The sequence below is a fragment of the Microbacterium candidum genome (assembly GCF_030315975.1).
Taxonomy (GTDB): domain Bacteria; phylum Actinomycetota; class Actinomycetes; order Actinomycetales; family Microbacteriaceae; genus Microbacterium; species Microbacterium candidum.
Window position 1 is genome coordinate 312313 of sequence record NZ_JASXSZ010000006.1, and the last position, 20349, is coordinate 332661.

General features: G+C 65.5%; 17 protein-coding genes. 8 read left to right on the forward strand and 9 right to left on the reverse strand.

Going from position 1 to position 20349, the window contains the following annotated elements:
• Positions 1 to 148: 148 nt before the first annotated feature.
• The 4 genes from QSV35_RS17845 (at position 149) to QSV35_RS17860 (ending at position 7005) form a co-directional block, all read left to right on the forward strand.
• Positions 149 to 961: a Hachiman antiphage defense system protein HamA gene (locus QSV35_RS17845; RefSeq protein ID WP_286290219.1), complete on the forward strand. Its 813-nt coding sequence runs from the start codon at positions 149 to 151 to the stop codon at positions 959 to 961.
• Entirely contained in the window at positions 958 to 3936 is a 2979-nt protein-coding gene (locus QSV35_RS17850) for a DEAD/DEAH box helicase (protein WP_286290220.1), read from the forward strand. Before QSV35_RS17845 ends, QSV35_RS17850 begins: the two co-directional genes overlap by 4 nt.
• Before the next feature lie 282 nt (positions 3937 to 4218).
• Positions 4219 to 5070: a bacteriophage abortive infection AbiH family protein gene (locus tag QSV35_RS17855; protein WP_286290221.1), complete on the forward strand. Its 852-nt coding sequence runs from the start codon at positions 4219 to 4221 to the stop codon at positions 5068 to 5070.
• 282 nt (positions 5071 to 5352) lie between these two features.
• Positions 5353 to 7005, forward strand: a complete 1653-nt coding sequence (locus tag QSV35_RS17860) for an ATP-dependent nuclease (protein ID WP_286290222.1) — start codon at positions 5353 to 5355, stop codon at positions 7003 to 7005.
• A gap of 135 nt (positions 7006 to 7140) precedes the next feature.
• Here QSV35_RS17860 and QSV35_RS17865 read toward each other — a convergent pair whose 3' ends face one another.
• Both QSV35_RS17865 and QSV35_RS17870 read right to left on the reverse strand, forming a co-directional pair.
• Complete coding sequence (locus QSV35_RS17865; RefSeq protein WP_286290223.1) at positions 7141 to 7428, reverse strand: hypothetical protein; 288 nt, start codon at positions 7426 to 7428, stop codon at positions 7141 to 7143.
• Positions 7429 to 7582: 154 nt separating this feature from the next.
• Positions 7583 to 7762: a helix-turn-helix domain-containing protein gene (locus QSV35_RS17870; protein ID WP_286290224.1), complete on the reverse strand. Its 180-nt coding sequence runs from the start codon at positions 7760 to 7762 to the stop codon at positions 7583 to 7585.
• A gap of 120 nt (positions 7763 to 7882) precedes the next feature.
• Between QSV35_RS17870 and QSV35_RS17875 the strand changes: the two genes are divergently transcribed.
• Positions 7883 to 8503: a hypothetical protein gene (locus QSV35_RS17875; RefSeq protein WP_286290225.1), complete on the forward strand. Its 621-nt coding sequence runs from the start codon at positions 7883 to 7885 to the stop codon at positions 8501 to 8503.
• 64 nt (positions 8504 to 8567) lie between these two features.
• On the opposite strand, the gene QSV35_RS17880 is transcribed toward QSV35_RS17875, so the two are convergent.
• The 6 genes from QSV35_RS17880 to QSV35_RS17905 form a co-directional block, all read right to left on the reverse strand.
• Positions 8568 to 9467: a Fic family protein gene (locus QSV35_RS17880; protein ID WP_286290226.1), complete on the reverse strand. Its 900-nt coding sequence runs from the start codon at positions 9465 to 9467 to the stop codon at positions 8568 to 8570.
• A gap of 3 nt (positions 9468 to 9470) precedes the next feature.
• Positions 9471 to 10304, reverse strand: a complete 834-nt coding sequence (locus QSV35_RS17885; protein ID WP_286290227.1) for a hypothetical protein — start codon at positions 10302 to 10304, stop codon at positions 9471 to 9473.
• A gap of 128 nt (positions 10305 to 10432) precedes the next feature.
• Positions 10433 to 11872 (reverse strand): HipA domain-containing protein, encoded by a 1440-nt coding sequence (locus tag QSV35_RS17890; RefSeq protein WP_286290228.1) that lies wholly within the window; start codon positions 11870 to 11872, stop codon positions 10433 to 10435.
• A complete protein-coding gene (locus QSV35_RS17895; protein ID WP_286290229.1) occupies positions 11872 to 12120 on the reverse strand; it encodes a helix-turn-helix transcriptional regulator in 249 nt (82 codons plus the stop codon). Before QSV35_RS17895 ends, QSV35_RS17890 begins: the two co-directional genes overlap by 1 nt.
• A 586-nt stretch (positions 12121 to 12706) precedes the next feature.
• Complete coding sequence (locus QSV35_RS17900; RefSeq protein ID WP_286290230.1) at positions 12707 to 14599, reverse strand: Xaa-Pro dipeptidyl-peptidase; 1893 nt, start codon at positions 14597 to 14599, stop codon at positions 12707 to 12709.
• 134 nt (positions 14600 to 14733) lie between these two features.
• Positions 14734 to 15600: a PucR family transcriptional regulator gene (locus QSV35_RS17905; RefSeq protein WP_286290231.1), complete on the reverse strand. Its 867-nt coding sequence runs from the start codon at positions 15598 to 15600 to the stop codon at positions 14734 to 14736.
• A 557-nt stretch (positions 15601 to 16157) separates the two neighbouring features.
• On the opposite strand from QSV35_RS17905, the gene QSV35_RS17910 reads away from it, so the two are divergent.
• Positions 16158 to 17825 (forward strand): serine hydrolase, encoded by a 1668-nt coding sequence (locus QSV35_RS17910; protein WP_286290232.1) that lies wholly within the window; start codon positions 16158 to 16160, stop codon positions 17823 to 17825.
• A gap of 108 nt (positions 17826 to 17933) precedes the next feature.
• Here QSV35_RS17910 and QSV35_RS17915 read toward each other — a convergent pair whose 3' ends face one another.
• The gene (locus QSV35_RS17915) at positions 17934 to 18866 is read right to left on the reverse strand and encodes an alkaline phosphatase family protein (protein ID WP_286290233.1); all 933 of its coding nucleotides are present in this window, start codon (positions 18864 to 18866) and stop codon (positions 17934 to 17936) included.
• A gap of 77 nt (positions 18867 to 18943) precedes the next feature.
• Here QSV35_RS17915 and QSV35_RS17920 point away from each other — a divergent pair, with 77 nt between their 5' ends.
• Together QSV35_RS17920 and QSV35_RS17925 are read left to right on the forward strand one after the other, a co-directional pair.
• A complete protein-coding gene (locus QSV35_RS17920; protein WP_286290234.1) occupies positions 18944 to 19567 on the forward strand; it encodes a DUF1684 domain-containing protein in 624 nt (207 codons plus the stop codon).
• Between the two features lie 35 nt (positions 19568 to 19602).
• Positions 19603 to 20346, forward strand: a complete 744-nt coding sequence (locus tag QSV35_RS17925) for an alpha/beta hydrolase family protein (RefSeq protein WP_286290235.1) — start codon at positions 19603 to 19605, stop codon at positions 20344 to 20346.
• The last annotated feature ends 3 nt before the right edge of the window (positions 20347 to 20349 follow it).

Consider the following 20349-nt stretch of genomic DNA (forward strand, 5'->3'; position numbering starts at 1 on the left):
TTGATGAAGTACCCCCTATGACGTGGGCCAAGCGGCGTGGTATCTGTGACTCGCCGCGCAGGCCGGTATCTCGCGGCGCCGCGGCTCCAAGGCGGCATGATGGGCTCTTGAGCGTGACGTCAGCCCGGGAAGGGGTAGGTGGGTCGCAATGCAGGAACTTGAGGTCGACCTCGAAGCGTTCGGAGTTCTCTTCGCGACCATTCAGAGCAGTCCCTTCACTCTGGTCGAGATCGACGCGGAGCAGGCGGCAGCGCTTGCCGGGCAGCTGGGTGTTCCCGTTCGCCGCTGTTACATCGGAGACGGAGCCCTTCGCGAGCGCATGGAGAAAACTGAGTCATCCGCGCATGCGATCATCGGCGCTAAGCTGCCCGATCGTGGGTCGACGATGGCGGGCGACTTCGGGGAGATTCTCACCGCCCTGTTTCAGGCGGCTCGCGAGCATCCGGGCGAGGTGCTCGATCCGAAGAAGTGGCGGTTGAAGCAGGATCGCACGAAGCCGGCTCCTGGTTCCGATGTTGTGCAGCTGATCCTTCCGCACTGGCCAGACTCGTCTGACGAGGACCGTGTCATCTGTGCCGAGGTGAAGACGAAATCGACTAAGGGGAACTCGAAGCCTGTTGCGAGTGCCATTGAGGACTCGGAGAAGGACAGCTCCCGACGATTTGTGAAGACGTTGAACTGGTTGAAGGAGCGAGCGCTGGACACCGGCCTGTCCACTGTCTCCGTCCAGCAACTGGATCGGTTCATCCATGCGGTCGACCATCCAGCTGCACGACGTGAGTTCCGCGCCGTTGCGGTGATCTCCACCGCCCTGGTCGAGGCGGAGCTGGAGGGGGTCGAGGCTCCGCCTGGGGACGAGAGGGCTTTGATTGTGATCTCCGTGCCCGATCTGAAGGCCAACTACGAGTCGGTCTATGACGCGGCGTTGGTCAGCGCCGACGAGTCCGGGGCTGTCGTATGAGGGAGACCCTGGGACGGTGGATCGCGGATGCGGAGACGAACCACGCAATTGAGGACCTCCGGGTCGACGCGCGCCTGGCTCAGCTCGACTACCTCGACGATCGCGGCACGGACCTGTACTACTCGCTTGTCGGTGAGCTGCTCGACATGGTGAGAGCCGGAGCAAACGATCCGGCCGACTGGGCGTCGGTCGGCCGTGGTCTTGACTCGGTAAGCCGTGAGCTTCACGACGGCGCCGAAGCGGACGCGTTGTTCTTCTCTTCAGTCGCGTTCTACTTGGGTGGCTATCCGGCATCAGCCGTCATGACGATGCGTCGCGCTGATCCTCAGTATTTGGGAACCGACGTTGAGGCGGCTGCGTATGAGCTCCTGACTCGTTCCACGAATCCGCGCTCGCCGCTCACGGGTGCGCTCCTGGGGTCGGTGCGGGCCGGTGACCTTCAGGTCGTTGACGCCGCGGTTGCCGCAGCGGAGGACGGCGTTGCCCAGGCTCTCGATGTCGGACCCGAGGAATGGGTAGCGCATCGGCTGTACTTGGCACTGTTGCAGCGGTTCCAGAAGACCAACCTGCGCGCGGTTCTTCCGGATGGCGTGATCGACAGGTGGGATCCTCTGGTCGAGTCGTTCCTCGACAGGCAGCGGCCGGTCTGGGACTTCTTCCCTTCGCAGATTGAGGCGATAGATGCGGGCCTGCTGACGAGTTCCCAGTCCTACTCGCTGCAGATGCCAACGGGAGCAGGGAAGACTGCGCTCACCGAAACCCTGATCTTCGACCACCTCACGCGCTCGCCCGGCAATAAGGCGGTCCTGCTCGTGCCGTACCGCGCGCTGGCGCGGGAGCTGCGCGGAAGCGTCGGCCGGCACCTGACGTCGATGGGTCTTCTCTCTCGGACGGTCTACGGGGGCACCGTTCCTGGCATCGAAGAGAGTGAGGATCTGGACGACGTTCGCGTCATCATCGCAACACCCGAGGCGCTCACCGGCCTCATCGGCGCTCACCCGGAACTGTTGTCGACAATCTCGCTGGTGGTGTGCGACGAAGGACACCTCCTTGACAGCGGCGCGCGCGGAGTGGGGCTGGAGCTTTTGCTCGCACGTCTGAAGGCGCGGGACCCGAGCCCGCGGACCGTGTTCGTGTCCGCGATCGTCCCGAACGTCGAGGAGATCAACAGCTGGCTCGGCGGATCCGACGCAACCGTGGTGAGAAGCGACTACCGCCCCTCCATCGCCGAGTTCGCGGTGCTTCGTCCGGTCGGCGCTGGTCGGACGGCGACGATTGGGCTGGAACTTCACGAGCCAGTCACGTCGGTCCCGGCTCACACATTGCCAGAGTTCCTGCGACCCACTGACTTCCAGTACACGAATCCGGTCACGGGTCGACGAAATACCTACGCCTACTCGTCGACGAAGACGAAAGCTGTGGCAACTGCGCGGAAGGCGCTCGCGCTTGGGCCGGTCGCAGTGTTCGCGACCGAGAAAGGCGGAGACCGAGGTGTCGTGGGGTTGGCGAAGGAGCTCCTCAGGCAGATCGGCTCCGGTCTCACCCTTCCCCTGCCGTTGAGCTACGTGAACGACACCGAGCTGGTCGAGTCTGTAGTGGCGTACCTGTCTTACGAGTTCGGGGACGGCTGGGTGGGCACGAGCGTGCTTCGCGCTGGTGCGATCGTGCACCACGGCGATGTCCCACAGGAGACCCGCGAGGTGCTCGAGGAGTTGGTCTCGGACCGTCACGTCTCCATGGTGATGTGTACCAGCACCCTGGCTGAGGGGGTCAATCTTCCGCTGCGGACGATGGTGTTGTACTCGGTGAAGCGCAGCTCGGACGGTAGCGCACCCGAGGCGATGCTGGCGCGAGACATCAAGAACCTCGTCGGCCGCGCGGGCCGGGCCGGAAGCTCCACCCGCGGGCTAGTGATTTGCGCCAATCCTGACGACTGGACGGTGGTCAGTCCGGTCGCCGAAGGGCAACCCGGTGAGCCGGTTGAGGGTGCCGTCATCGAGCTTATCCGTCGTCTGGCACGAGCACTGGCCCGCAATCAGCTACAACTGACCAACGGGGTGCTGGAAGCGAACGCACCACTGTTCCCGCTCGTGGATGGTGTCGACGCCGCGCTCATCGAGCTCATTCGGGAAGAGCTAGGTGCAGACGAGTTCATCCAGATCGCGGAGGGACTCGCCGCGGAGACATTCGCGGCCGCGAAGGCGAATAACGACGAGCGTGCACTGCTGCACACCGTGTTCGAACTGCGCGCACGGCGGATTGTCGAGATGCGCTCGACAGGACGTCTCGCGCTCGCGCGCAGCACATCCGCTCGGCCGCGTCTGGTGGATCGGGTGATCAATGACCTGATCCCTCGCTACGAACACTGGAGTGCCACGGACTCAGTCGTGGACGCAGGGCTCATCCGTGTTCTCGTGGACTGGGCGCTGGAGCAGCCCGGGTTCGCGAGCGACGTAGAGACCGAATACCGCCGCACGGAAATCACGGACTTCGGCGGTTCGCTGACCACACTGGTACTCGCCTGGCTGGACGGCCGCTCGTACGAGCACATCGCCGACGGTGTGGGTGTCACCACGGATGTGCTGCTGCGCATTCACGCGAAGGTAGTGCTGTTCAACTTCGTGACTCTCGTGGAGCAGGCCGTCGCGCTAATCCAGGAATACCTCCCCGAGACAGGTGACGAAGCTCTTGCCCCGGTCATCGCCTCCCTCCCTGACTTCATCCGCTTCGGGGTGTCCACGTCCGCCGCGCGAGAACTGATGGCACGTGGCATGCGACACCGGCGCGCAGCGATTGCCCTCGGCACGGATCCGGCGATGCACACCTCCACAAACATCTTCGCGACCCCGTGGTCGATCGCGCGGGACCTGCTCACGGATGACGCCACCTGGCTTCGCCGGCTCGGTGCGCTGGTTTATCGTCGAACCGTTTCAGATGTCGCCATAAGGCGAGGAACACAAGGGCAAGTCGGCTGAGCGCTGATCGCCGTTCACCTTCAGTTCATTGCCAAGGTCGTCCGACCCCATCACACCCGGTATCGAGATCGGCGGTGTCGGACGCGACGACGACAACAATTCCAGCCTGTTGGCTATGGCTCGCCGGGCGCCGCATGCCAGACTCTGACTGCTTCGCGATGCGCGGTGGGATCGATAGGGCCAACGCTTGAACGCCGAGGCGGCATCTGGCCGCTGCGACCATAATGTGAGAGAGCATGTTCGATTCCGGCGGGGGCCACCGTCGGGCAGAGAGGTTACTGCGTGTCGAGTCTCTTCGTCCTGGGCAACGGGTTTGACCTGCAGCATCACTTGCCAACGTCGTACGATCCTCATCTGAAGGCCCTTGCCATCGAGGGGGAGCGATTCCCTGGCGAATGGGAGAGCTACAGCATTGCCGGGAATCTCTGGGCTGCAGTGGAGGAGGGACTCGCCTATCCCGACGTGGACATGATCCTGGAACATCTGGAGTACTACGCTCCAGATGTGTTGTCCGACCGGGAGAGCGACCGGGACGGGATCATCCACGAAGCCGAACAGCTCCTATCATTCCCCCTGGATAAGTTCGCGCAGAACGCAGACGCCGAGCTGGAGAATACCGCGGCACAGGAGAAGTTCGCGGGCTTGTTCGGCCAAGGCGACTACTTTCTGACGTTCAATTACACGCACACCCTTCAGCGCCTGTACGGCATTGCCCCCTCGCGAATCCTGCATCTGCATGGGGAAGTTGGCGTGAACCGGCTAATCCTCGGCTACGCGCCCGGAGGCCTGCGAGGGACTGAGATCTTGGGCAAGTGGGACAGTGAGGAGAATTTCGAATTCTACCGCTCCCGTGCGTACGAGGCGGTCGCGCGACGGATGGCCGACTTCGAAAAGATCTACCAGCATGAGGCGATGACCGAGTTCATCGGTCAGATTCCTTCCTCCACAGGTGGGATCAAGATCTACGGCCACTCCTTCGGCAGCGTGGACAGGCCGTACTTCGATCGCTTAGCGCGGAGTTTCGACGGAGTGCCGTGGACAGTGTTCGCCCACAACGATCAAGCCCTCGAAGACATGTGCCGAGCCCTGGATGCCTATCGGTTGGGAGTCGTATACGAGGGCCACGTCATCTGAACACAGGCTGACAGCCGTCGGCCGTCACCGCCACCGGACTCTGAACAGTCGGCATTCAGAACAACACCGGCGTGGCAAGGCTCAGGTGTTCGACGCAATCGTGATTGAGTGGGCCTGGGCAACCCCTCTTCTCCTTCAGCGGCGCACACGGTTCCCAGCCGGAGAAACCACCGCGCAGTCCATCGTATCGCCGATGGCGCTCGGTGCAGAGGCGGACGACGATGAAGTGTTCTCGCGCCCAGAACAATCGGCACTGGGGGGTTGGGCTTGATTCTGAACGAAATGCGCGTCCGCAACTACCGGACGGTGGGCCCGGAGCAGAGACTGTCACTTCTGCCGGGCATGACCCTGGTCGGCCCCAACAACAGCGGAAAGACAAACCTACTGCGAGCCGTTCAGATGTTCTTCACTGGCTACGAGAATGTCCTCGGCTACCGTCGCGCCACCGACCTGACTTTCGGTGCCGGATCGCAGCAGACCAGCTTGGTCGCCAGCTTCACCATTGATGGGCATGCCCGCGATGCAGAGGTTCTCACGCTCCTCGACGAACTCCACGCCATCGTTGGGACCCAACGAGACTCCGACACATTCACGGTGAATCTCTACTTCACGGGCGTGAACGACACCCCGGTCTACCGGGTGTTCGGCAACGTCAAAGTGCCCGTCGCTGATCGGCCGACCTTTAGCCGAAAGCAGAAGCAGCTGGTCGAGCTGCTTCTCGGCACGTTTCGCGTGCACTATGTGCCGTCAGCCAAGAGCATCACGAGTCTCTACGACGATCTGCTGAAGCCGTTTGTCACCCACGCAGCGTTCCAAGCGATTGAGCCTCACCTCGATGGCATTCAGGCAGAGCTTGACTCCGTCGCACAGAGCTTGAACGAGGAGCTGAACGCGGTCGGACTGTCAGGAATCCAGTCGAGCTTTCGCCTGCCCACGCGGTCCACAGATCTGCTCGCGGGCTTCGAGCTGATGCTCTCGGATCCGAGCAGCACCACGCTCAGCGAGAAGGGTCAGGGAATTCAGTCGACGGTGTTATTCGCCTCATTTGCCTGGATCACCGAGCAAGAGAAACTGGTTGAGGGCGTCCCTCTTTGGCTCATCGAGGAACCCGAATCGTACCTGCATCCCGAACTCACGAAGGCTCTCTACGCGGTACTTGAAACCCTCTCAAACTCAAGCACGGTGGTCGCTACCACGCATTCGCTCGCGTTCGTGCCGACTGATCACAGCCTGGTTCAAGGAGTCGACCTCGATCCTGCTACTCGCCGAACTGTGGTTAGCGACTTTCGATCGCATGCTGAGGCGACCCAGCGTATTCGTCGATCTCTCGGCGTGCAGTTCTCGGACTACTACAACCTGGCAGAGTGCAACGTCTTCCTGGAGGGACCGAGCGACAAAGAGCTGATGCTTTGGGCGCTCTCACAACTGGACCCAAACGGAGTCACATATCCCCTCCTGGGCGCAAGCCTGCTCGAGGACTTCGGGGGCGTGAAGCAACTCGAGGGCTTCCTGAAGGCTACATACGCTCCAATCCGCGACGAGCGCGCCTTGGTGGCTGTCTTCGATGGCGACAGCGCCGGTCAGCAGTCGCGCCAAAACCTCCAGCAATACTTCGGTCAGAAGGAGGTTCCGTTCGACCCGAACCGAGACTTCGTGTCTGTTCGCAATGGATTTGCCGTCGAGGGACTCTTCCCAGACGAAGCGGTGATGGAGATGCACGACCAGCACTCCAGTTGGTTTCAGACCTACTCAGTGGATTCGTCTGGAGACCTCGAGCCATTTCAGATCAAGGATGGTCGCAAGTCGGATGCGATTCGTTTCCTCAAGCAGGCCGCTCCGTCGATGGTCGACTGGGATCGTCGATGGTTGTCGTTCCTGTCCGCGATCGACAGCGCACTCCAGACTCAGATAGAGCGCCTAGCGAGGCAGCAGTGACTTTGCCCATAGACATAGAGGCCCCAGTACCACGAGCGGCGGAGTGGGAATGCTGAAATCCTAGATGTACTGACCTCGGCCGTTGTTCAGGCGTCCACGCCGAAGGCGCCTGACCGCCCCATCAACGTCGCTGGTCTACATCTCGGTCAGTTCGCCCACCTCGACGCTGCCACCGCGGGAGAGGCCGGGGCATCCTTCGGCCAGTGCCGTCGCCGCGGTCAGGTCGGCCGCATCGACAAGCACGTAGCCGGACAATGCGTTGGGTCCAGCGGACGTTCCCAGCAGCGCCGTCGCCCCGACGCGGCTGCCCATGTCGGTCACCGCCGAGCCGAGCTTCTGGAACCAGGCGCCCCACGCAGCGACCTCTTCCTCGGTGGCGGTCACGGCGGGGTTGTTGCGGAAAGCAAAAACGTAAGCAGACATGATGTGCTCCTTCTGACTCTGGTCGACGTCGGATGTCGACTCAGCAGTACGACGTGCGAGCGCCTCCGAAATCGACACATCACAGAAAATAGGTCTGTTGCATGGGCAAGTGGCCCGTAATGCGATCCCGTCTCCTTGACGCGTACGGTGCGAACTAGACGTCAACGCCGAAGGCGCGGAGCAGCCCGACGCGGGGGATCATCCGGCGCGGGCCCAGCTGGACCGTCGGGATGGTCCCGCTCTCGATGCCGAGCTTGATCGTGCGGTAGTCGACGCCGACGAGCTTCGCGGCATCCTTCATCGTCAGAGCGAGGCTTTGCGGTGACCGGTTCATCGCCCTTCTCCTTTCGTGAGCCAAGAGTGTCAGTCTCTCTTCACCGAAAGCTAGCACAGATGTGAGCCAAGATCGACACTCTTCTTCACGAATCCGCGACAACCTGGAATAGTGGGCTTCATGGCAGACGTCCAGACGTACGACATCAGCGACGAACGCATCGATCTGGGGAGCGGCGTGACGCTCCCCAAGTCGTGGCACGCGCGCGTCTCGGGCGAGCAGGGCGTGCCCGGAATGATCACGGTGCGCGTCGAGTGGGATGCCGAGCTCGGGCGCTCCGCAGTCGCCCTCGCCGCCCTCGAGCGCGACGGGGGAGGCGTCGATATCACGAGCCAGGTGCTGCGCGAGGTGCGCACGCACTGGATCATGACGATGTCGGCCTTCGACGTCGTCACGGTCAACGACGTCACGGATGACGGCGAGATCCGGCCCATCCCCGTGCGAGAGTTCCTCGGCCGCGAGCGTGAGCGCGGTGAGCGGGACAGCTCGGAGTTGCTCCATCAGGGAGTCACCGTCTACCGCATCGCGACGGCGCTCAGCTTCCCGCCGCTCAAGCTCGTCGCCGACACCCTCCGGATCAGTCAGAGCACCGCGACGCGCATCATGAGTCGTGCGCGCGACCTCGGTCTCGCACCCGAAGTGCGCATCCAGGAGCCGCGGCGCGCGCCGGCCGTCGACCCGTACGGCACGGGGCTTCTCTACGGTCCGTCCGGCCCAGGCGGGCCATCGCTCGGACGCTGAGCGGGCCACGACGAGTGGCCTCCGGGGGCTCCTGCCGGCCCATGCAGGGCAGTAAGTCACTGGGTTATCGAGCGCAATCCGCCATCAGTCTCATCAGTCCGGTGGCGTCGTCCGTCGTGAAGAGCTCGTCGAGGGCGAGGTTCTGCTCGTACAGCCGCGCGTACGGGATGGAGATCGCGTCGAATCCATGTCTCATGAGCTCGCCGCTGGCCATGAGTTTCGCGGTGCGCTTGTTGCCGTCGAAGTAGAGCTGGTGACGGATCACGGACGCCGCGTACACGAGCGCGCGAACCCGAGGGTCCGGCTCGTCGGTGAGGTAGTCCAGCAAGTCCGCATACGCCTCGCGCAGCAGCACGCCACCATCGCCGTGCGGTCGGCCGTCGACGACCCCACCGGAGGAGAGGCGCACGGTGCCGCCACCTGTCGCCTGACCCTCTCCGCGGAACATCCCGGAGTCGATCGCCTCGTGTGCCGCGACCAGCGCATGCAGCCGATCGGAAACGGGCTTGGTGAGATCGAACTGTCCGTTCCCCACCAGACGGTCCAGTTCGTTGAAGCCCTCGTTCAGCGCGAGGATCTGGTTCTGGTCATCCAGAGGCTTGCCCTGCACGGTGACTCCCTCCAGTAGCGTGCGCACCTCGGGCAGCGTGAAGGTGTTGCCTTCCAGCCGTGCGGCATCCCAGATGAAGTCGGGCTTGCGTGCCCGGAACCGCTGCCGCGCGCGCTCGGATGCGTCGCTTGTCGAGAGGTCCTTGGCGTGTCCGATCACGGACAGGTCGACGTGGGCGATGTCCCAATACACGCCGGTCAGGCGAAGCTGCTCCTGCTGGAGCGCGGCCTGGGCGAACTCAGGCCGCACCCGCGCGGTCCCGCTCACCGGGAGCGTGCGCGGCGGTCGCGCTGTCGGTGCCCCGTACTGCTCGGGCCCTGCGCCCCAGCGCGGGCTGCGGTCATTGCCCGTCATCGTTCACCAACTCCTTGCCAAGTCGAGCGCCGTGAGGCCCAGGTCGCCACCGACGCCCAGACTGTCGATGACCGCCTGGATGGGGGACACCAGCGGAACCCCGCCGGGCTCAGCTGCGCGAACGAGGTGATGAGGCGCCAGAGGCGCGATGATCACCGTCGCCGCGCGCGCGGTGCGTACCGACCGGTGTGTCTCCATGAGGTAGCGGGAGAACTGTGTCGGCAAGGATGTCCACACAACGGTCGGCATCTTCGCCCATCGCTCCTGCTCGCTCTCGGCACTCGCGATCGTGGTGAGGTCATGAGGCAGCTCGACCCTCAGTGCTCGAAGAGCCGCTCCACCAGAGAAGACATATCGGTGGTCGCGGTACTCGGTGGAGGTCGCGCTGGCTGCAGACATCAACCGCTCGAGGTCGTTGCGGCCGGCGAGCATGATCGCGTCAGGGGAATTCTGCGGCGCAGACAGCGCCGCAGCCTCGGAGACGAGACGTAGTGGGTCAACGGAGCCCTCATCCCCGTCGTCTGCTCGCACATACCGCAGCAGTCTGTCCCGCCACGCTCCGAGATCGGCGCGCAAGAGGGGCGGGTCCATGTCGGTCAGATCGTCGAGCAGATCCCGTGCCGCAGCCGCAGCCGCCGGCTGGTACGCACGGTCTAAGCGGATCTCGATGTCGAACCCGCAGGCCAGCGCGATCTCCCGGAGTGTGTCCAGGCGCGCGCGACTCTGGTCCTGACGCAGCACCCACTCCGTGTTGCGCGAGACGCCGGCCCGTTGCGCGAGCTCGACCCGCGGAATCGGCGGTGCCGCGATCAGATCGGCGAATGTCACAGCGTCCATGACGACGTCCTCCCTGCAGGACAGCATAGCACTGGGTCCTGTAAGCAGGACGTTGTGGTTCTTTGTCCTTTTAAAAGGACGATGCGAAGGGCCTGTCCTTCCCGGGCGGCATGCGCGGCGGTCGAGGGTCAGCGCGTGGAGCGGGTGCGGTATCGGCCTGTGGTCCATCGGTCGCCGCGCCAGCGACCAGGTTCCCAGATCCGCCCGGCGTCGGGGCGGGCGACGGACGTCACGCCTGGGAATCGGGGGAGGGCCCGCAGGGTCACGTCTTCGCCGTCCCAGCGCTCCACGAACTCCGAGGCGAAGCGGTCGAGGCGGCCAGGCATGGCGCGCAGCTCGTCAGTCACCATGGTCCCAGGGACTGCAGTGACGGCATCCTCGACGGCGTCGGGGAGCTGCTGGGCCATCTCCCGAAGAACGCGGTCGAAGGCGCTCCTGGACACTCCGAGGACATCGGCGCTGCGCGCGAGGTTTCGGCCGGAGATCTGACGGTACTTGCGCTCCTTGCCATACTTCACCGCGGCATCCGCCCTGAACTTCACGCGCTCCTCGGTCCACAATCCGTGCGCGGAGATGAGGTCGTACGCAGGGGCGAGCCTGGTGATCGCACCGAGGTGGAGCATGCTGTGGTTCTTCGCGTGCGCGTCGACGCCCGCCGCGAGCAGGTTGAACACGAAGAGCCTCGTGAGGGCCCGCTCATCCTCGATGCGGTAGGCCGGCGACGAGGTGCCACGGACAAGGCTCACCATGTCGGCCATGGTCGGGCCGCCGTCCTGCTCGTACTTAAGCGAGGGGTAGACGCGGAGGGCCTGGCAGAAGTCCTCCCCGTGCACCCGCAGGACCTTGTCCTCTCGCGAGAGGCGTCGATCGAATCGTGTCGTCACGAACGCGGGTACGCCGGCGAAGTCGAGGATGTCGACCTGGGCCGCGCGGACCCCGACGGCGCGTGCGGCACGCATCGTGGTGAACTCGACGGCTTGGACGTGGTCGTCCGTGTGCCCCGTCTTCAGCACCATCCCCGGTTTGACAATGTGCGTGCTGGGCGCCCGCCCATTCGGCTCGAACCACTGGCCGTCGATCTGGGCGAGCGCGAACTTGCCCTGGTTGCCGCCGAGGGAGAACCGGCTCTGATCGTCATCCGTGTCATCGACCCAATGGTCCGGGTCGTCGAGGATGGCGCGCACCCGCCGGGCGATCTCGCTCCCTGACATCGGCGACAGCTCCCCGGCGTCGGAGGGCACCACACCCTCGGGGACGACCTGGACGGACCCCGGTGCGTCTTCGCCCATGTGGGCCAGGAGCGTGAACGGATCGGTGCGACGCTCGCCGAACTTCGCCGCCCACCGGCTGCGGACCCCCTCGGCGTCGGGGAGCAGGTTCGACAGCCACGGCATGACGACGTCCGGCCCGTGCCCGAGTTCGGTCACGGGCATGGTCGCCGACAGCGGGGTCGCATCGCGCTGGCCGAGGTAGTCCTCGTCGTAGAGGAACTCGACCTGGTTCTGCTCGCCGCGCAGGAGCTTGCCGGCGAAGCGCTCGTCGAGCCAGAGATCGAGAGCGTCGGCCATCAGAGGTCCTCGAACAACGCGTCGAGGACGCCGGAGCGTTCACTGGGTTCAAGGGTCACGGTGAACCCCAGGGCCGCAGCGACATCGATCGTGGCGCTGAGCGACGGGTCGACCTTGCCCGACTCGAGGTCGTGCACCCAACGGCGACTCTTGTGGACGGCCTGGGCCAGTTCGTCCTGCGTCATGTTCGCGCGCAGCCGGTGACCGCGGACGACGGACGCGAACGCCGGGGTGGACGGCAGCTGCATGTCAGGCCTCCATGTGAACTATGGTTCTCGTTGGCGCTATTGGGAACAATACTGCACTTCGGCTCGGAGGGGAAGTATTCTGCATTTCGGTCGCGCCGCTCGCCGTCCGCGATCGGACACAGATTTGAGCAGTCTGCTTCAAGAACCTGCATATGGCGTCGTCACGCAAGCAGAATGCTCAAAACCACTCGCGTAGAATTCGGGCGTGGCCGCATCCTGGAAGAAGGTTCCACGACATCCGCTCAGACACTGGCCCGGATGGGGCATTTTTGGCCGCATTTTGGCCGCATCCTGTTCGCAGCTAGCTGTTTTCGGACGTCTTTCGATGTCGTCGAGCTTCCGAAACCCCGCGTAATTCCGCGGAAGTTGTCGTTTCAGGTCGTCATGCAAAATGCTCAAAACGTGTTCGAGTCCCTCCAGGGGGCACAGTAGGTCGTGAGCACGCGCCGCGCATCAGATCGCGGGCGGTCAAGCATCGCCCTGACCCCCCGGTTCCTGACTGGGGCTACTCGCTTCGATCAATGTCACGTCACGTGGGGCACGGGTCGACGGACCCGTGCCCCACATCCGCTCCGAGGTCACAGCCTCAGTTGCGAGGACCTGGCGCTCCGAGCCCGGCTCCGTGGAAGTCGATGCTCTGGACCAGCTTGGCGTTGCCGCCGACGATCGGCAGGCTCACCTTGGACTTCGTCGGGTTGACGGTGAGCGTCGTCCCGGCGGCAGGACGGACCGTGTACTCGTTGTCGGAACTGATCACCATCACGCCGATGCTGGTGCCCTTGGCGAAGATGTAGTCCTTCGGCTCGAACGCGAACGAGAACTGGTAGAACTGGCCGGGCTCGATCGAGTCGGTGACCGCGTCACTGTTGCGGTTCTCGACATCCATCCAGCCGCGCGAGATCACCTTCGCCGCGCCCGTGTCCGAGTATTGGAGCAGGACCGCGGAGAGGTTGGCCTTCGGACGGTCGACTGAGACGTTCAGCGACACCGTCGGCGTACCTGACAGGCGCATATCGTCGTTCAGCACGGGCGTCCGGTACTCGAGGCGGTTCGGAGACTGCGTCGCGGCGGCAAGCGCCGACACCTTCTTCGACGCGTCATCGACGATCGTCTCCGTCGGGGCCTGTGCGTCCTTCGTGAACCGAAGCGTTCCGACGGTGTTCGCTTCGGACGCGGCGCCCAGCCACACGGTGGCGGGGCGTGCATTCGTGTCAGGCCAGTCCGAGTACTCGGTGAGCACTTTGTCCTCGCGCACCACGTACGCCTTCGGAAGCTTCTCGACGCCGTTCTGCACCTTGTACAGGTACCGCGTGAACCAGCGGTTCAGCATCGTGTCCGTCGGGTTGCCGCCGTGACCGCCCTGGTGCAGGTAGATCTGATGCGGAGTGCCGGTCTTCTTGAGCGCCTCATAGAGGTCCGAGGCGTTCTTGGTCATGACGTTCCAGTCGTTGAGACCGTGTGCGACGAGCGTCGCCGCCTTGATCTTCTCGGGATGCGCGAGGTAGTCCCGCTCCGCCCAGAACGCCGTTCGATCACCGCTCGCGCGGTCCTCTTTCGCGCGCAACTCATCGATGAACGGCTGGCACTGCGACTGCGGAAGGCGTGTGTGCACGTAGTCGGCCAGAACATCGAGGTCCTCGCCCTGGTAGCCGCCGGGCGCACGGACTGCGCCGTTCGCGCGGTAGTAGTTGTACCAGTCCGAGATCGCCGAGACCGGGACGATGGCATCCAGTCCCTTAACACCGGTGCTGGCGACACCGATAGGCAGGGTGCCGTTGTATGACGTCCCGATCATGCCGACGCTGCCGGTGGCCCAGCTGCTCGCCGAAACCTCCGTCGTGCGGGCCGGGCTCGAGTACGCCTTCACCCGCCCGTTCAGCCAGTCGACCACGGCCCTGCCGCCCGCCGACTCGTTGGGTCCGCCCGAGGTCGGGCACCCTTCGGAGAAACCGCTGCCGAGCGACTCCGCGTGTACGACGGCGAAGCCGCGCGGTACCCAGGCGCTCTCCCATGACGAGGAGATCTTGGGGCTCGTGGCGGGGGCCTTGGGTGCCGGGAACCCGGGCTTCGTGGTCGGCGGTGCCCCGATCTCGTGATCCACGCTCCAGTTGCCGACGCTGCTACCGCCCGCGTAGTACGGACTCATCTCCATAATGACCGGGACTTTCAGTCCGTCATTCGTCTCAGGGACGCGCGTGACGTCGATGTGCACGAGGTCGTTCTTGCCGTCGCCGTCTGAGTCGACGCTGCTTTCGACCCATGCCTCCTGGCGTACCCACTGCGCCTTGTTCGTCGTGAACACGGCCTGCGACAGGCCGTCTTGGAAGGTCGGCTCGATCGGCGCCGGGGCCGGGGCCTCCGCCGGGGCCGCCATCGCCGGAGTCGTCGCCAGCATTCCGCAGGCCACGACAGACGTTGTCAGGAGGGCCGCGAGGCCCCGCCGACGCCGCCGCGTCCTCTGCTCCTCGAGATCCGTCATGTCGAGATGCTCCTTTCGACGCCTGCCCTCGTTGGCCGACGCTCCGTCGAGCCTAGGGACGGCGCTTCGGCGGGGCATCCGCGAAATGACGCGGCTCGGACGAGGCAGATGCGACGAATGTCGCTCGTCGGCGATCAGCCCGGCCTCTCGGCCTCCGAGAGCATGATGGCCATGTGAAGACCCAGCCGGTGCATGCCGTCCTGCAGGTCGACCCCGAGCACGGTCTCGATACGTGAGAGACGGTGATAGAGCGAGCTGCGGTGGACGCGAAGCCGGCTCGCGGTGCTCTGCACGTGTCCGCCACGACGAAGGAACTCAGCGAGCGTGGCGAGCAGCATGTCGCCGTCACGCTCTGCGCGGAGCCGCTCGACATCGTGGAATTCATCCGCGCGCATGCCGCGCTCGGCCGCGGCGTGCAAGCCCCGGTAAGCGCCCAGTCGATCCCAGTGCGTGATGCGATCCGCGAGCCGGAAGACGTGGGAGATCCGGATGGCCTCCCGCGCGCGCTCGTAGCTGGTGCGGACCTCGGCCAGCGCCGGTGCGAGCGGCCCGACGCCCACGGAGACGGTGCCCAGTCGGCCGAGCACCTCCTCGCTGATCGAGAGGACCCGCTGCGCCGAGTCCTCGATGTCGTCGTGCGAGTACGCGGCTTCGATGAGCACCGCGTGGTCGTGGCGCACCAGCCGCAGAGCGGTGCCAACGGCCCCAGCCGACATCCGGGAGGCGACCGCCAGTGCGCCGCGCAGCTCGGCGACTTCCGCGTCCGCATCCACATCGCAACTGATCACATACGCGCGTGCTGCCGCCCGACTGGATACTCCGAGACGGTCCACCGCCCATTCGGCCGCCTCTCTGACCTGGTCGCCCGACTCCGTCAGCAAGGTGCGGGCGAACCCCCGTTCGACGGTGCGGGACTCGACTTCATCTTCGTCCTGCCGTTGCCACTCCTCGCCGATGGCGCCCGCGAAGCGCGTGGCGCGCCGGACGTCCGAGTCGCTCATCACGTCAGGCGCCTCGATGAACCAGAGATGGCCGAACGAGAAAGATCCGGTGGAGACCGGGATGCACAATCGAGGCAGCATCCCGAGCGCGGAGTTCGCGGGAACGTGCATGACTTCGCGGGAGCGGTACACGCCGAGGTCGCGCAGCCAGTCGCTCACCGCGGGCGACGCCCGGTGACGCAGGATGGACACCTCGCGGACGGGGTCGATCACGTCCGACTGGGGGCTGTATGCGACCACCCGCTGGCGACGATCCTCAAGCAGCGCGGGACGACCCACCTCTGTCGCGACATGGTTCACGAGCTGTGTGAGCGACACGCGTTCACCCCCGGAGGTCTGCCCATCATCCTGAGCAATCGCTGTGAAAATCACATCACTTTCGCTGTGAGGATGAGTGTATCCGAGTCAGTCCCGGGGGGCTACGACGCCGACGTGCGGCGTCCGCTGAACTCCCGTGACCGCGCATTTCAGGTGACGGCCACCCGGGAACCCTGACCTGAGTCCCTAGCCCCTGGATTCGCACGCGCCTTAGCGTGAGGTGGGGGAAGGGGATCGCTATGCGCATCGGGGACATGAATCGGAGCGTGCTCGCACGGCGGGCGATCGTCGCTGTCGCGCTGACGGCACTCACGCTGGGGGCGACGGCAGGATGCGCGGCGGCATCGGCCGGAGCGGCATCCACCATCGCCGTCGATACCGGACAGGCGCCGAACCAGGACGTCATCCCGCTGTACACGGGGCGGGGCGCAGCGATCCAGGCCGCGCTGAAGAAGCTTCCCGGCGAGGTCGAGGACGCCCTCAAACGCACGGGCGTGCCCGGCGCGCAGGTCGCCGTGGTGTCCAAGGGGAAGACGATCTATCAGGGCTCTTTTGGGGTGCGCGACGTACGGACGGGCCAGAAGGTCGACGACAAGACGCTCTTCCTGATCGCCTCGCTGTCGAAACCCATCTCGGCGACCGTCGCGGCGAAAGCGATGACCGAGGACAAGAGCCTCTCGTGGTCGACGCCTGTACGCGATCTCATGCCCGGCTTCACGATGAACGACCCGTACGTGACGGACAACGCCCAGATCGGCGACTACTTCGCGCACCGCACGGGCATCCCGACGGGCGGCGGCGACGATCTTGAGGACCTCGGCTACGACCGCGCATACATCCTCGACCACCTGCACGACATCCCGCTCGCGCCGTTCCGGATCACCTACCAGTACTCGAACTTCGGCCTGACAACAGGGGCTGAGGCGGTCGCGGCATCGCGTGGTGAATCGTGGGAGCAGACCGCCGACGACCTGCTGTTCAAGCCCCTCGGGATGACGTCGACGACCTCGTCCCACGCGGTCTTCCTCGCGACCCCCGATCGGGCCGTCCAGCACGCGCGGATCGGCAAGGACAGCTTCGAGCCGCTGTTCGATCGCGATCCGGACGCTGAGGCGCCGGCAGGGGGCATCGCGTCCACCGCGGGCGACGTCGCGAAGTGGATGGCGATGGTCCTCGCCAACGGGAAGGTCGCCGGCAAGCCGTTCATCGACCCCGCGCCGCTGACCCAGGCGTTCTCGGCGCAGATCGTCAGCTCGCACAACACGACGCTGGACCAACGTCCCGGCCACTACGGTTTCGGGATCAACGTCGGCTCCGGCGCGGGCGGACGCGTCGTGCTGAGCCACTCGGGAGCCTTCGGGCTCGGGACGGCGACCGCGGCATCCATGGTCCCCGACCTCGATCTCGGCATCGTCGTCCTCACGAACGGAGCGCCCATCGGCGTGCCGGAGGCGGTGACGCAGGAGTTCCTCGACAACGTCATGTACGGCGCTCCGACGCGCGACTGGGTCGGCACGATGAGCGGGTTCTTCGCGAACTACAACGCTCCGTCGGGCGACCTCGCGGGCGAGAAGCCGCCCGCAGGCGCCGCCGCTCCCGGGCCGACGACCGACTACACCGGCACCTACTCGAGCCCGTACTTCGGCACCCTCACCATCACCGAGAAGAACGGGAAGCTCCAGGGGACCATGGGGCCGACCGGGGGCTACACCTTCGCGATCGACCCCTGGAACGGCGACACGCTGTCGTTCGCGCCGCACGGGGAGAACGCGCTGCCCGGGTCGCTGTCGTCCGCCGTCTTCACCCGCACCGCGGGGAAAGTCGCCGGCGTGACCCTGACCTACTTCAACTCCTACCCGCAGGTTCCCACGCCGACGGGACTCGGGGTCTTCACCCGGACGGGCTGAGGGGTGGCTAGCCCGGCCGCGGCTCTGGCGGCGGTCGTCGTCGAGGAGCTGCCGACAACGATCCTCGTGCTCGACCCTTCACGGTGCACCCGAAAGGCGCGACTGACCTCAGTTGAGGAGCGCGGTCATCGGGGTCGAGGCGGCGTCTTCCCCGGTCAACGGGGCGATCCCCCATTCCGACTCGATCGTCCGAAGCAGCGAGTAATGGGTGAAGGGTGTGGACGACCGCGTGTGCGAGCGCGCGACCGGTCCGGCGAAGACGCACGCCACGGTGTTGTCGGCTGCGTCGCCCTCATCGAATGTCACCACCAGGAGCGAGCGCTGGGACGTGAACGCGGGCGAGGACAGGATGCGGGGGACGTTGGCCTGGAGCCAGTGGTCGCCCGTCTGGATCGAGCAGTCGTGCATGTCGTTGCACAGGTTCGGGCTGATGAAGGCGAGGTTCGGCAGCGTGTTCGTACCGGCGAGGTCGTCGACGAAGCGGTCGTAGGGCACGTCGTGCGACGAGCAGTATGCGCGGTCTGTGGTGACGCTCGGAAAGTAGAGGAAGGGATTGTGCTTGACCGCGTATGTGTTCGTGTTCGCGGTGCTGCAGGGCGCGGTCATGCTCTCGGCGTACATCTTCCAGGTTCGACCCGAGCGGTCGATCGCCTGGGCGAGGTTCGGGCCGGTCACCAGGCACGAGCCGCCGGGCGCGCAGTCCGATGTGATCCCGGTGGTCGTGCCGCTGGTCAGCGCCAGGTAATTGGGCAGGCTCGGATGCGTGACGGCGGAGTATCGGTCCGCCTGTGCGTAGGTCTGCGCGAGGCTGTTGAGGTACGGGGCATCCGGGTTGCCGATGATCGAAGTCGCCGGCTTGTTCTCTTCCACGATGATCACGATGTGCTCGAGCGTCGCCTGGCCTGACGGACCATCGGTCTGCGGCAGCGGCGAACTGCTTGGTCCCGGCGGGGTCACCGGGGCGCCCTGACTCGCGGTGCACCCGGTCACCGCCACTGCAATCAGCACGCCGCAGCCGACAAGTGCCGTCCGCCACTTCATGATCGAAGCGTAGGCCAGTGGCGACCGCTCGCTCGATCGCCTCACAGTCCCGTCTTGCCGGCGCGTAGCCTGGGCGGATGGCCGTCTCTGCGCGCACTGCCTTCGAGGTCGTCGACTGGCGGCGGCGCGTCTACGCCCTCTACGCCGAGGTGCGCCGGACCCCGAAGCCCGGGGAGGCGCACGAGCTGTGGCGACGGGGGCGCGATGAGCTGATGCTGCGGCATCCCGCGACGCCGCTGCTGCCCGAGGACCGGCCGGGTTTCGAGGGGCTGCCGATCGCCCCGTACGAGCCCGATTGGCGGTTCGAGCTGCCGATCCTCCCTGCCGAACCAGGGGGTTTCGAGTTCGCGACGGGTACGGACGGCATAGTTCCGTTCGAACGGGTGGGCCGGATCGAGATTCCGGATGCCGGCTCCCTCGACGTGTGGCGCTTGGCATCATACGGCGGCGGCATCTTCATCCCCGTGCGCGATGCCCTCGCGGGCCGCGACAACGGCACCTATGGCGGCGGCCGCTACCTCATCGACACGATCAAGGGAGCGGACCTCGGATCGGATGCCGAACGCGGCACGATCGTGGTCGACTTCAACTTCGCGTACAACCCGTCGTGCGCATACGACCCGGCCTGGGCGTGCCCGCTCGCGCAGCCGGGCAACGTGCTGTCGGTTCCCGTGCCTGTCGGTGAGCGGTACCTCACATGATGGTCCGGTCTCGCGCGGGCTCCTCAGCTGGCGGCATGTCCGCCTCGGCGCTCGGTCGGCGTGCGGCCGTCGCCGCCGCATCCGCCGCACTCCTCCTCGCCCTCGCGGCGTGCAGCGCGGGCAGCCCTTCCGAGGGGGCGGCGACCTCTCCGACGCCGACCGCCGCCGCATCCGCTCCGAAGCCCTGCTGGGCCGGTCTCGGCGGGACGACCGCCGACGTCTCCGGCACACCGGGGCTCGAGGTGGTCCTGCTCGGCTCCGGCACGCGCACCGTCGTCATCTCGAATCAGAGCGACGGCGACCTGTGCGTGTGGCTGCCGTTCGCGAGGACGCTCCTCGACAAGGGCTTCCGCGTCGCGCTCTACAACTATGTCGGCAACTCCGGAGAGAACCTTCAGGCCGTCGTGAAGCACCTGCGCGCGAGTGGAGCGGGGAGCATCGCGGTGCTGGGCGGCTCGGAGGGGGCGAAGGCGTCTATCGTCGCGGCAGCGGCGCTCGACCCGCAACCCGCCGCCCTCGTGAGCCTCTCGCCCGAGGTCGCACTGCAGCGCGTCCCCGTCGAGCCGTCGGCGGCCGCCGTGCGCTGCCCCGCCCTGTTCGTCACCGGGGATGACGACGGGTTCGGCTCGACGCCCGCGACGAAGACGTTCTACGAGGTCTCGCCGTCGACCGACAAGAAGCTCATCGTGATCCCGGGGAAGGACCACGGCATCGAACTGCTCTCCCATCCGGACGTGAACGAAGCCGTGTTGGCCTTCCTCGCGGAACACCTGACCTAGGTG